Genomic DNA, 12192 nt, shown 5'->3' with positions numbered 1-12192 from the left:
CCGTCAGTCGTCCAGCCCTCGGCCGCTCAACAGGCGGCCGACCGACTCCATGGAAAAACCACGGTAAACCAGAAAACGGGTTTGCTGGGCGCGGCTGCGCGGATCGACAGGCAGCTGACCGGCAAACTTGCGCTGCCAGACATCCTGCAACAGCGCCGACCAGTCCACCCCGCATTCACGCAGGGCCTGGTCGATGTCACCGCGGTGCAGCCCGCGCTGGCCCAGTTCCTCACGAATACGCGCAGGGCCGTAACCCGAGCGTGAACGGTAGCTAATGAAACTTTCCAGGTAACGGGCTTCACTGAGCAGGCCTTCTTCCGTCAAACGGTCGAGTTCCTGGTCAATCAATTCGGCAGGGGCGCCGCGCTGACGCAACTTGCGCGTCAGCTCGACTCGACCGTGCTCGCGACGTGCGAGCAGGTCCATGGCTGTCCGCCTTACGGCGACGGGGGTATCGAGTACGGCGGACATGGGTGCGATCAGTAGCCGGCTTCTTCAGCGTTGGCCAGATCGTCTTCAGGCTCGGCGGCTACCGCAGCAGCCTTGCCAGCCGCTTCAACGGCGCCGGCATTGAGCAGCTTGTCGCGGATCTGCTTCTCGAGCGTCGCGGCGATTTCCGGGTTCTCCTGGAGGAACTTGGCCGAGTTGGCCTTGCCCTGACCGATCTTGCTGCCCTGGTAGCTGTACCAGGCACCGGATTTTTCCAGGAAGCCGTGCAGCACGCCGAGGTCGATGATCTCGCCGTTGCGGTAGATGCCCTTGCCGTAGAGGATCTGGAATTCAGCCTGACGGAATGGCGGCGCCACCTTGTTCTTGACGATTTTGACCCGGGTTTCGCTACCAACGACTTCGTCGCCTTCCTTCACCGCGCCGGTACGGCGGATGTCGAGGCGGACAGAAGCGTAGAACTTCAGCGCGTTACCACCGGTGGTGGTTTCCGGGCTGCCGAACATCACGCCGATCTTCATGCGGATCTGGTTGATGAAGATTACCAGGCAGTTGGCGTTCTTGATGTTACCGGTGATTTTACGCAGCGCCTGGGACATCAGGCGAGCCTGCAGGCCCACGTGCATGTCACCCATTTCGCCTTCGATCTCGGCCTTGGGTACCAGCGCCGCCACGGAGTCGACGATGATCACGTCAACGGCGTTGGAGCGCACCAGCATGTCGGTGATTTCCAGGGCCTGTTCACCGGTATCCGGCTGCGAGACCAGCAGGTCGTCGACGTTGACGCCCAGCTTGCCGGCGTATTCCGGGTCCAGGGCGTGCTCGGCGTCGACGAAGGCACAGGTAGCGCCGGCTTTCTGTGCCTGGGCAATCACCGACAGGGTCAGGGTGGTTTTACCCGACGACTCAGGGCCGTAGATTTCGACGATACGACCTTTTGGCAGACCGCCAATGCCCAGGGCAATGTCCAGGCCCAGGGAGCCGGTGGAAATGGCCGGAATCGCCTGGCGCTCGTGGTCGCCCATGCGCATGACCGCGCCTTTACCGAATTGACGCTCGATTTGCCCCAGGGCCGCAGCCAAGGCGCGCTTCTTGTTGTCGTCCATTGAAGTCCTCACGTAATCGATAGGGCCTGACGGCCAGAACACCTGTATAAGTAGCCAGTATTATTCCACAGGGTTTTGTTCCCGCCTACCCCCGATGTGCGATTTACTCTGCACCAAGGTGTAACAAGCCCTCTAGCGCGGCGATTACCGTTTGTCGGCGCACCGCATCGCGGTCGCCATCGAAGTGCCGGCGCTCGCTGCTGACATGGCTGCCATCGGCCCAGGCCAGCCATACGGTACCCACCGGTTTTGCCGGCGAGCCACCGTCGGGCCCGGCCACGCCGCTGACCGCCACGGCAAACCGCGCGCCGCTGGCCGCCTGGGCGCCACGGACCATGGCCTCGACCACTTCCTGGCTGACCGCCCCGACTTGCGCGAATAACCCCTCGGGCACCGCCAGCTGGCGGCTTTTCTGGCTGTTGGAGTAGGTCACGTACCCGGCCTCGAACCAGGCCGAGCTGCCGGGAATGCGCGTTATGGCCTCGGCGATGCCGCCGCCGGTGCAAGACTCGGCAGTGCTTACCTGGGCGTTGAAACGGCGCAGGTGCTCGCCCAGGCGGGCAGACAGTGCTGTGATCGGGTCCATGCCAAGCTCCTTGTTCAGTGCAGTTGCTTGCGCCGCGCCAATACTTCACGGGGGAAGCGAAACAGCAGGTTGTAACTGAAAAATGTCATCACGTAGAACGCCAGCAGTGACAACATCGCGACAAACGGAAACAACACCACGCTCTGCCCGAAAAAGCGAAATTTGCGCGAGTGGGTGGCGAAATCGGTGTAGGTAAAATAGTTCTGGTAGACCAGAAAAGCATCCAGCAGCACACAGCCCAAAGCGATCAAGGCATATTTTGCGATTGAAACCCGGGGCGGGGCCTCGGGCTGCAGCCGCGATCGTCTCATGATGCAGACCGTGATCCACACGGAGAAAACCGGCGCAGCCACGGCAATGTAGTTGCCGATGGCCTTGGCCGTCAGCGGGAACAGCGACGACCAGCCCCCCACCCGGCCCAGCAGGCAACCATCGAGAAAGCGTTCGAGCTCAAAGTAGCCCCCCTCCTGGGCCTGGGCAGGAACCTGCCAGGCGAGCAGGACGATCGGCAGCAGGCTGACAGCAATGAGCACGTAGGGAATATGCAGGTAAGCCACCTGCTGCTCGCGTCCTTTCGCCACGTTCATCCTTTCACCCGCCCTCTGTTTTGCTCGTCAGGGTGCTACGGTATCGAGCACCAGCTGGTTGAACGACTCCATGGCCTGCGCATCGATGTAAGACGAAACCGCAGCCAGAATCACTCCGGTGGCAATGATACCTGCACCGGCGGCCAAACCGGGTGCCAGCACCAGTGCCAGGCCTGCCCCCAGCAGGGCACCGGCGCCAGCGCCCACCAGCGTGCCCACGGCGATGCTTTCAAGCTCGAGCAAAAACGGCTTCCATTCACCGCTGCTGAAGCCGCTCGCCGCCTTCTGCGCCAGGGTCGTCGCCTGGACCATCTTGCCGGTAACCCCAAAGGCTTTGCCCAGGCGCTGGAAGTTGTCGGCGTAGGTTGCCACATCCAGGGCGTTGAGGGCCTGGGCAATGGCAGCGGTGTCCTTCTGGTTCATTTTGAAGCCCGGGTTGCGCGTGAGCTTTTCAAACGCCTGCATGGCTTGGTCGTAACTTTTCACCGTCTTGCCAGAAATGCCTTCCTTCAGTTGTTCCGCAGCCTTGCCCATCTGTGTGCCGAAGCGGCTGGAGACCTCCTTGCCGACATCACTGGCAAAGGCCAACGCACTTTTGTAAGCCTCCTGCTCCGCCGCCTCGCGCGCTTGCGCCTGCAGCTTGTCGAGCTTTTCCTGCAGCATGGCATTGGCACTGAGGTCGACATGCAGGCTCAGACCTGCGCTGAGCACGTCCATTACCTGGTCGATGGCCGGCGGAATGTGGTCGTCGTCGAGGGTTTTCAGCTCGGCGACCATCCTGTCGATGTTGCGCTCGAGCAGCTCGCTGCCCGGCGAGGTGGACAGGCGCAGGCGGTTGAACTTGATCAGCTCATCGCGCTTGGCCATCATCGCCTTCACCACCCCGATGGAGCGTTCGAGTTTTTGCGCCTGGCTCAGGGCAGCGTCACTGCCAGCAGCGGCTTCAGCGGCTTTTTGCTCGGCATCGAGCGTAGCCGGCAGGTTCCTCTCCTTGACCACGAAGCTGCCGCGAATCTCGTCGCGCACCTCGAGGATTTGATAGGGAAGAATGCCCCAGACCCCGACGCCAACATCGTAGTAGGCATCGATACTGGGCCAGCCATTCCCGGACAACACCGATTCGACGACGGTGGAGTTGAACACCATCGCGCCACTGAACGCCGGGCCTCCGGTTCTGGTGACGCCATCGATCGATACCGACACCGAGCCGACCACCGAGCTGATGTTGCCACTGCCCCAGAAGCCGCCGAGCATCCCACCACTACCGGCACCGCTATCGCTGTTGCCGGGCGGGATACCACGATCGACAACAATATTTTTTTCACCCATTACAAAGTCCTTTTCGTTAAAACGTAATTAAATAAATGTGCGCTCAGCGCACCAGCCCGCGCACGTACGCCTGGCACGCGCGCAAGGCGATCAGTCCGCGGTCACCGTCGTCGGTGATGGCGATAATTCGTTGCGCATGCGCCGGCTCAAGTCGGGCGCGTACGGGGTCATGATCCACGCTGCCGGTGCCGGGGGCGGCAGGCAGGCCGGCGCAACCGGAGGCGTCGCGCTCGACCAGGACCGACAGCCGCACATCAGCAGTAGCCAGGCGATCACGCAGGCGTGCCTGAGTCTGTTGAGCATCGAGTAGCTCCTGATAATGGTGTTGCTCGCTGACCGCCAGGCGCTGCGCCAGCCCCTGGCGTTGCAGGCGCTCGGCGACCAGTTGCGCGGCAGCGGATTCAGCCTGGGCTTGCCACTCGCGCTCGTGCTGCGCCGCTTGCTCGGCCAACTGCCGGCCCATGCGCCAACTCTGGACTTGCCAACTCAGCGCACAGGCCAGCAGCGTCAATAGCAGCCACGCCCCAAGCTGCAGGCGGCTCAACACAGCACCTCTCGGGCCCGCGCCCAGAGCCGCAGGCGATCTTCCAGGCCGTTGAGCCCGCCATTGATATGCCGGGTGATACGGTTGAACTCGCCGCGGTCAGCCAGCTGGTTGAGGCCGCGCGAGTGCCAGAACCAGGCCGCCGACTCGGCTGCCCATTGTGGTTGTTCGAGCAGTTGCGGTTGCTTGAGCAAACGCTCATCGCCAAACAGGGCCATGCTGCAGGCCCGGTAATTGTTGCGCCCGGTGACCTGGATCAGGCCGCGGCCGCAGTACAGCTGGCCGTCGCCATCGGCCTCGGGACTATTGCCCAGGCGCAGGGCCAGGGTGCCGGTGTCGTAGCGCGCCAGGTAACGGTCGTTGCCCAGCTCTTTGACGTAGCGCAACTGGCCGGACTCATGGCCGACCTGGGCGAGAAAGGCCGCCTGGCGCCGTGGGGTGTCGATGTCCCAGCGGGCCATGGCCAAGTTCAGTGCAGGTAGAAAAACGCCCGCATTCAGGCGGGCGTTGGGGAACACGGCAGCAAGTTGCTCCAGGGTCATATGGGGTTCCTCATCCTTGGGGTTCAAAGGGGCTGCAACTGGACCGTGCGCAGCCCTGGCCGGCTTTTGGCCTGCTTGCCCCTGGCCTTGGCTTTGCCTTTGTTGCCGCCGTTGCAGTCGACCGACGTCGCCCAGCCACTGGAGCTGAAGGTGTGTTCGACCGACTCGATCAGGTACTCACCATCCAGCCCGTCCTTGAAACCCTGGGTGAGGATCAGGCGCTCGGCAAACAGGTCGGTGCGCCCGGCCATTTCCAGGCGCACACTGGCAGTGCTGCGGTTGAACGCTGCCAGGCGTGCCTTGGCAGCCTGCTCGGCAGCAGCCTTGTTGGGGTAAACATGACGGTCGCTGTGCACCGGCTGCAGCCCGGCGGGCGAGGCATCGTTAGCCAGCTCGACAGTCTTCAGCTCGCCGCTTTTGGGATCCTGGTGACGGGTTTGCACAGCCTTGTGCGTGCCCTTGTCCGCCAGGCGAATCTGCCAGCGACTGACATCGCGACGGTTGATGGTCACCACGCCCAGGGCCTGCCCGCTGGCGCTGTGCCCGGCCTGACGCGACAGCACCAGCAACTTGCCGTCGCCGATCTTGGCCGTGCAGTCGTATTGCCTGGCCAGGCGGGTGATGAAGTTGAAATCCGACTCGTTGAGCTGGTCAACCCTGGGCAGCCGCGTGCTCACCGGGCAAACCGGCTGCCAGCCATTGCGCGCGGCAATGTCACGCACGATCTGCTGCAGCGGCACGTCCTCCCAGCTACCGCTGCGAATGCTTTTGCCGGTACCGCGCATGTCGCTGGCCTTGCCGCGGATGACGATGCTGTCAGGGGGGCCGGACAGCTCGATTTCATCCACGGTGTAGCGCCCCAGGCGCGTCAATACCTGGCCGGCATAACCCAGGTGCACCTCGATCATCGCCCCCCGTGCCGGCAACGTCACCGCACCATCGCGGTCGTCGATGCGCAGCTCGAACTCGTCGGATTCCATTCCGGGCTTGTCCGAGGTGCGCAAGGACAGCAAGCGGTCGTTGATCAGTTCGGTGATGTCCTTGCCATCGGCAACAAGGCGAAACACTGGCTGCATGGTTCAGGCTCCAGAAATGAATGACCCCGCACGCGGCGGGGTCTGGTGAGAACGGTTGTCGACGAGCGTCAATCCCACAGCTGCACCGTAGCGTCGCTCGCCGCGGGTAACGCCGGCAGCAGGATCTGTACCCCGGCACGAAATGGCTGGGGCTGCTCGGCCAGGCCCTGGTTGGCGCCCAGCACGGCCTCGACTGTGCCGTTCAGGTGGCCGTAGTAGTGCTGGCACAAGGTGTCGAGCACATCGCCTTCAGCGGTTCTGCAGGTCGTCGCCATAGCTCACAAACTCCAGTGAGAAACCTTGTTTTCGCGGAATGCCGCCAGCAAGCAGATTGCTCTGGTCTTCATCGACGCCGGTCAGGCACCAGGTGCCCAGGACCTCGCCGTAACCGCTGGTGAGGGTTAGCGGCTGCAATTGCCGGCCAATACTGCGCAGCGCCTGCAACTGGCCAAGCCCGCCCTTGAAGCCTGGGAAGATCGCCCCTTTGATGCTGATTTTCTCGTCACCCAGGCCCACTGCCTGCTGGGCGGTGCTGCGCGTCAGACGCTCCTGCCCGGCCCAACGGAAGCTCGTCTGCCTGCGCAGTTCATCGAACGCGGCGGTGTCGAGGTTGAAGTAGTAAGCGGGTGATTCGGGCTTGAGTGGTTGCACAATCAGCAAATGCGGGAACGGCTTGACCGCCTCTGCCGCCGGCGTCGCTTCGGGGGCGAAGCTGCTGGTCGGCAGGATATTGGCCAGGGACGGGCTGATCTTGCCCGCCACCCGGTTGATCGCGGCGCTGACCCGGCCAATCTGGGTCTTCACCGTGGCGACGCCGTCACGCACCTGCGCCACCACCGCCACGGCCCGGTCGTATTTTGCCAGCGCCTGGTCGACAGTGGCCTGGGCCTTGTTGATCGCGCGCAAGCTGCGCTGCAGCTTGGCACCAATGGCGGGCCCGACAAAGGGCAGCGCCTCGAGCTCGGCGGCGGCACCGACGAACTCGGCGGCGGCCTCCTTGACCGGCGCCAGCATTCCGTCCGCGCTGCGCCGCCCTGCTTCGCCCGCTGCCACCAAAGCACCTAGCCCGGATTGCAACTGGTCCATGTAGGTCATGGCACCTCCTTAAGCAACATGAGGAACGTCGTACAGCTGACGACTGGTGGATTGGCGGATCAGTTCATCGAACTGGCGACGGACAATGGCCTCGACGTTCATGGCGAGCTGGGCGGGATCGCTCAATCCGCCCTGGACGGTGATCGGCATGTTCGGCGAGAAGGTGAACTGCTGATTGATCTGCGGTGCCGGCGCCGGAATCTGAACAGTAGAACTGGCGAGGCTGGACAGCGTTTGTGCAGCAGATGACGGCTCCGCCAGCGAACGCACGACCTCACCCGGTACAGCGACAGCCGATGCCTCTTTGGTATCGCTCCCAGCTACCTGAACAGGCTTTTCGCCAGCGCCGAACAGGCGCTTGCCCAGCCAGCCACCGAGGTCTTCGCCGCCCATACCTCCGAGCATTGCGCCAATTGCCCCACCCACGGCAGTCCCCAGTACAGGTACCACCGAGCCCAGGGCTGCACCCGCAGCGGCGCCGGCCAGTGCACCGCCAAAGCCGCCGGCAGCGCTGCCATAACCCCTGGCCTTCTGTGCGGTCGTGCGCGCATTGCGATACGTGTCAACAATCCTCAAGCCAGCGTCGATAACAGACCCGCCCGGCAAGCGCCTGGCCAGGGGAGCGGCCTTGCTCACCGCCCCGAACATGCTCGCAGTACCGCCCCGAGAAGTGAAACCCTTGAGGGGTATCGGCGCGGGTGGCCCCGAATACCCTGCAAGGCTGACCCTGTTTCCGGTCCTCCTCCCAGATCGTTTCTGGTCACGCGGCGCACGGCGACCGCGACGGCCTCCCTGCCCTCCTGAACCACCGAGAAAGTCACCGGCATTGACCACGAACACGTTCAGCGGCTCGTTGACAACCAAAACGCCTTGGGCATTGTTCGGCGTCTCTACGCCCAGCACCTTGAGACCGATCTTCATCAATCCCGATGCCTTGCCTTGGCCACCCTCGAGCGGACGGCCTCCTGCCCCACCTGCGTTGAGTACACCACGACCGATGTTCAGCGCGCCCCGGCCAATCTTGACCGCGCTCAACGCCGTGAGCAGCACCGACACGGCACCACCGACAAGGGCGATACCCAGCACCAGCGATTGCGACTTGTCTGTCAGCGTGGTGAAGGCCTGGGCAACGGAAGTGATGACCTTGGCCGTCGTATCGGTGAGCGGCCGGATGGCATCGCCGATGCTGCGCAGCGAATCATCGAGTGCGCCGAATGCTTCGTTCCAGATCACCGTCGAGGTTTGCCGACGCATTTGCAGATCATGGTCAAGCCCTTCGCCTTCCTTGGGCTTGGCATCACGTATCTGCTTGTACAATGCCTGGTTCTGGGTAAAGGCCATCAACGCAGCACTGGTTTGTGCATCGGCAAAGGAATCGCCGGTACGCAAACTTTGCTCCAGGGCGTTGAGCAGGGTCCTGGCAGCCTGCGGATCAGCCTCCTTGCTGATCTGTTCAGTGGCCGCAGCCATCTTTCTGGCCTTTTCCGGGTTGGTCCTTTCGAGGTACCGCCGGGCCAGGTCAAAGCTCGACTCCAGCGCCGACATGCCCTTCTGCAGCCTGGTGTTCATCGATCCCTGATAATCAATGCCGGCGTCGGCGTAGGCCGATACCGTGTCCTGGGAGTAGATGCCTGACATCCAGCTATTGAGATTTCCTGCAGCGTCATCCGAGTTACCGGTCGCGCTGCGTTGAACCTGCAACATCGCCCCCACCTGGCTGACGGCAGCCAGACCGGTACTCCCCAAGGTGCCCATTTGCCCCAGCAAAGGTGCAAAGGACTTGGCCATGTCGGCGGCTTCAAAGCCGCCGGCCTTGCTTTGCACCGCAAGGACCTGCAGCGCCTGCTCCATAATCTTGGGGTCGGTGATCCGAGCGTTGTTTTGCAATGCAGTGATAATCGCTGCCGTATCCGCGCCACTCACGCCCTGACCGACAGCGAACTTGGCCGCCAGTGGTGCATAGGCCTGCGCCTTGTCCGCTTGCATGCCATTGTCCACCAGGCTTTTGACCAGGTTGGCAACGTCGTTGCGGGCCATGCCGGTGGTTTGCGAAGTCTGGATGAAAGTGCGGGCCAGCTGCGCTTCCTGCGGTTTGCCAGCCACCCCGGCCTTGATCGCGATATCGCGCACGATCGATTGAAAGTCCGCGCTGATCTTGGTCGGTATCGCCACCGCGCGAACGACAGTGGTGGCGCGGTCAACATTTGACTTCAGGCTTTCCTTGCCCTCGGCCAATTGTTGGTGCCCCCTGGCTTGCAACTCGGCGCTCCTGGCCGTGCGCCCCAGCCGCTGGTACTCCTTGCCCAGTTTGCCGACCTGTACGCCCTGGGCCCGCAAACTGTCGAGGTTTCGCTCCAGCTTGCGCCGCAACTCTGCAGCTGACGCCGAACCGCTGTCGTGGGCCCGCTTCCATTGCTGACGCAGCTTTATGGCCTCGCCAATAGCGCCCTTGAGCAGCGAGGCGTTGCGGCCGCGTTGCTCAAGGTCTTTGATACGGTCTTCGACCGCGTTTAAAACGGTACCTACCGTCGGGTTGACGGCGGCACCTATTACCAGCTCAAACGCCAGTTTGCTCGCCATCTGATCCCCCTTTGCATGGGCTATCTGCTCAATCCGTGAGCCACCAGACCATGTCGTTGAACGACATGGTCATGATTTCGCCGGCGCTAAAATTCAGCTCTTTGGCGAGCCGTTTTGCCGCCGCTTTCTGCAGCCCGGGATCAAAGCTCGTCGTCTTGCACCAGACGAAAATAGCCCGCCTGCAGGCGGCCATAGTCCTTGAGCGACAGGCCCTCAAGGTCCTTGACCCCGACCTCGGCCAGCGAGGCAAAGAGGTTCAGCTCGCGCTGCTCGTCATCGCCACTGGCCGCCGACTGGGCGGTGCGGATGTCGCGCACGGTCGGTGCACGCAGTGACAGGCTGTCGACCTGCATGCCATTGGCCTCACTGGCTTTGCTCAGTTGAACGACGACGCGTTCGGCACTGACATTCAGCCAGCTCGGCATTTTCGCGGTTTGAGTCATGTCGCCTCCTTACAGGCCCAGGGCCGAACGTTGGGCGGCGAGCTGGTCGACGCCGTTGATGACGCGCTTCATGCCCAGCGGATCGATTTCGTAGACCAGGCGGCCATCGACTTCGAGCTTGTAGTAGGTCACGGCCACGTTGTGCTTGATCTCGGCCTTGTCGCCCGGCTTCCAGTCGCCCATGTCGACTTCCTTCAGGGCGCCGCGCAGGGTGACGATGACCGGAGTGACCTTGCCCTTGAGGCCCTTGAAGGCACCACGGAAAGTGCCGTTGAAGGCCGAGCCGTCGGCCAGGCCGAAGAACTTCAGCGACTCACGGCGCACGCCGGTGGTGACGAAGCCGGCCTCCTGTTTTTCCATGCCCTGGTCGATTTCGATCGCCATGTCCATGCCGCCGGCACGGTGCTCCTCCATCTTCAGGGTGAGCTTGGGCAGGGTCAGGCTGGGCACGTCGCCTTGAAAGCTGACGCCATCGACGAACAGGTTCAGGTTTGCCAGGGTTTCGGGAATCATTGCCATGGTTATTGCTCCTTAAACGGCTTGGTCGAGGACTTCGGTCAACCACTGGTTGGTGACCTCGACACGGAAATTCGGGTTCTCGGCGGGCGGCACGTCGGTGAAACGGATGTTCCAGTAGACCTTGCCCTGCTCCAGCTGGCTGGCAGTGTTCAGCTCGGGGTCGGCGAACACTTCGAAATTGATGATTGCGCCCTGGGCTTTCAGATCACGCATGAACGCCTGCAGGCCTTCGGTCACGTCCTTGACGTAGGTCGCGGTGATCGAGCGATCGACCGCCCACTTGTGGCCATAGAGGATCGCGTCCATGACGATGTCCATGGTCCGCACGCGAGTGACGAAGGCCCACTTCGGGTCGCTGCTCAAGGTACGGTTGCCCCACAGGCGGAAGCCGTCATCGCGGATCACGGTGGTGATGTTGGCGTTATTGAGCAGGTTGGCGCGGCAGGTGGCGTCGCCATCCAGGTACTCGATCGAGCGGCTGGTGCCGGTGATGCCGACGAACTCCTTGTTCGATGGCGAGGCCCAGAAGCCATACTCGCTGTCGGTCCAGGCAAACAGGCCAGCAACCCAGGCCGACGCTGGCGCATCGAGGGTGGCGCTTTTGCCGGTGTCCCAGTACTGCACGCCCGGGTCGACCAGGTAGGCACGCTTGGCGCCGAAGTTCTCGGCATAGGCGATGGCTGCTTCATCGGTGCTGTTCGGGCCATCGATAATGGCCAGGCCGCGCAGCTTGTCGGCCAGGGCCACCAGCGCGGTACCCACTGCCAGGGTCGAGCTGTGCTTTGGCGTCACCAGCAGGCGGGGCTGGGCGTTGAACCGGCTCTTGCCGTCCAGCAGTGCTTGCAGGCCGGTGCGTTTGCCGTCGGCCAGCACGCCGCCGATGATCGCCGAAGTCTGCGCAGCCTCTTCTTCGAGCTTGGCCACACCGCAGGCGACGATCACCGCCTTGGCGCGGCTGTAGATCGCCTGGCAGGCGCGGGTGATAGCCGAGTCGGCGCCGAAGGCGGCAATGGCCTCACGCTCGCTGGTGATCAGTACCAGGTCGTTGGCCTTGGCGGTTGCAGTCGGGCCTTCGGTGAAGGTATCGACCAGGCCGATGATCGAGGAAGAAGGCAGCGCGATGGAACGTGCGCCGGTGTCGACGTTGGTTACGGTAACGCCGTGGAAGAATCCACTCATGGGTAAGTCTCCAGAAATGCGAAGGCCCCGCGGTGCGGGGCCTTCAGAGGGTTTGTTGCGGGTAGGAAAAAGCCCCGGCGGTGCGGGGCTTTTGGGGTGAGTTAAGCTGACCAGCCAGGTGAGCACGATCCTTCATACGGAAGGTGATGGCTGGATGGC

14 protein-coding genes are annotated in these 12192 nt (G+C 62.9%); all 14 read right to left on the bottom strand.

Going from position 1 to position 12192, the window contains the following annotated elements; all coding sequences use genetic code 11:
• Nucleotides 1–3 precede the first annotated feature (3 nt).
• The 14 genes from recX to LOY37_RS06180 all read right to left on the bottom strand — a co-directional run bounded on the left by recX (nucleotide 4) and on the right by LOY37_RS06180 (nucleotide 12033).
• Entirely contained in the window at nucleotides 4–471 is a 468-nt protein-coding gene (gene recX / locus LOY37_RS06245) for a recombination regulator RecX (protein ID WP_045193567.1), read from the bottom strand.
• 8 nt (nucleotides 472–479) lie between these two features.
• Nucleotides 480–1553, bottom strand: coding sequence for a recombinase RecA (gene recA / locus LOY37_RS06240; RefSeq protein WP_123565803.1), 1074 nt, complete (start codon nucleotides 1551–1553; stop codon nucleotides 480–482).
• A gap of 103 nt (nucleotides 1554–1656) precedes the next feature.
• A complete protein-coding gene (locus LOY37_RS06235) occupies nucleotides 1657–2139 on the bottom strand; it encodes a CinA family protein (RefSeq protein WP_045193569.1) in 483 nt (160 codons plus the stop codon).
• 14 nt (nucleotides 2140–2153) lie between these two features.
• Nucleotides 2154–2726, bottom strand: a complete 573-nt coding sequence (locus LOY37_RS06230; protein ID WP_258716478.1) for a hypothetical protein — start codon at nucleotides 2724–2726, stop codon at nucleotides 2154–2156.
• Between the two features lie 27 nt (nucleotides 2727–2753).
• Nucleotides 2754–4055: a colicin-like pore-forming protein gene (locus LOY37_RS06225; RefSeq protein WP_045193571.1), complete on the bottom strand. Its 1302-nt coding sequence runs from the start codon at nucleotides 4053–4055 to the stop codon at nucleotides 2754–2756.
• A gap of 43 nt (nucleotides 4056–4098) precedes the next feature.
• Nucleotides 4099–4599 (bottom strand): lysis system i-spanin subunit Rz, encoded by a 501-nt coding sequence (locus tag LOY37_RS06220; protein WP_093386562.1) that lies wholly within the window; start codon nucleotides 4597–4599, stop codon nucleotides 4099–4101.
• Complete coding sequence (locus LOY37_RS06215; RefSeq protein WP_045193573.1) at nucleotides 4596–5141, bottom strand: glycoside hydrolase family 19 protein; 546 nt, start codon at nucleotides 5139–5141, stop codon at nucleotides 4596–4598. Before LOY37_RS06215 ends, LOY37_RS06220 begins: the two co-directional genes overlap by 4 nt.
• Nucleotides 5142–5164: 23 nt before the next feature.
• Nucleotides 5165–6217, bottom strand: a complete 1053-nt coding sequence (locus tag LOY37_RS06210) for a phage late control D family protein (protein ID WP_045193574.1) — start codon at nucleotides 6215–6217, stop codon at nucleotides 5165–5167.
• A gap of 68 nt (nucleotides 6218–6285) precedes the next feature.
• The gene (locus LOY37_RS06205; RefSeq protein WP_093386571.1) at nucleotides 6286–6492 is read right to left on the bottom strand and encodes a tail protein X; all 207 of its coding nucleotides are present in this window, start codon (nucleotides 6490–6492) and stop codon (nucleotides 6286–6288) included.
• A complete protein-coding gene (locus tag LOY37_RS06200; RefSeq protein WP_045193576.1) occupies nucleotides 6467–7312 on the bottom strand; it encodes a phage tail protein in 846 nt (281 codons plus the stop codon). Before LOY37_RS06200 ends, LOY37_RS06205 begins: the two co-directional genes overlap by 26 nt.
• 9 nt (nucleotides 7313–7321) lie before the next feature.
• On the bottom strand, nucleotides 7322–9892 hold the full coding sequence (locus LOY37_RS06195) for a phage tail tape measure protein (RefSeq protein ID WP_258716477.1): 2571 nt from the start codon (nucleotides 9890–9892) through the stop codon (nucleotides 7322–7324).
• A gap of 140 nt (nucleotides 9893–10032) precedes the next feature.
• Nucleotides 10033–10335, bottom strand: coding sequence for a phage tail assembly protein (locus LOY37_RS06190; RefSeq protein WP_045193580.1), 303 nt, complete (start codon nucleotides 10333–10335; stop codon nucleotides 10033–10035).
• A gap of 9 nt (nucleotides 10336–10344) precedes the next feature.
• Complete coding sequence (locus LOY37_RS06185) at nucleotides 10345–10854, bottom strand: phage major tail tube protein (RefSeq protein WP_045193582.1); 510 nt, start codon at nucleotides 10852–10854, stop codon at nucleotides 10345–10347.
• Between the two features lie 12 nt (nucleotides 10855–10866).
• Nucleotides 10867–12033, bottom strand: a complete 1167-nt coding sequence (locus LOY37_RS06180) for a phage tail sheath family protein (protein WP_045193584.1) — start codon at nucleotides 12031–12033, stop codon at nucleotides 10867–10869.
• Between the last annotated feature and the right edge of the window lie 159 nt (nucleotides 12034–12192).

Origin of the sequence: Pseudomonas sp. B21-012 (assembly GCF_024749305.1) — a bacterium.
Lineage (GTDB): Bacteria > Pseudomonadota > Gammaproteobacteria > Pseudomonadales > Pseudomonadaceae > Aquipseudomonas.
This window is presented reverse-complemented; position numbering and strand designations above follow the sequence as displayed.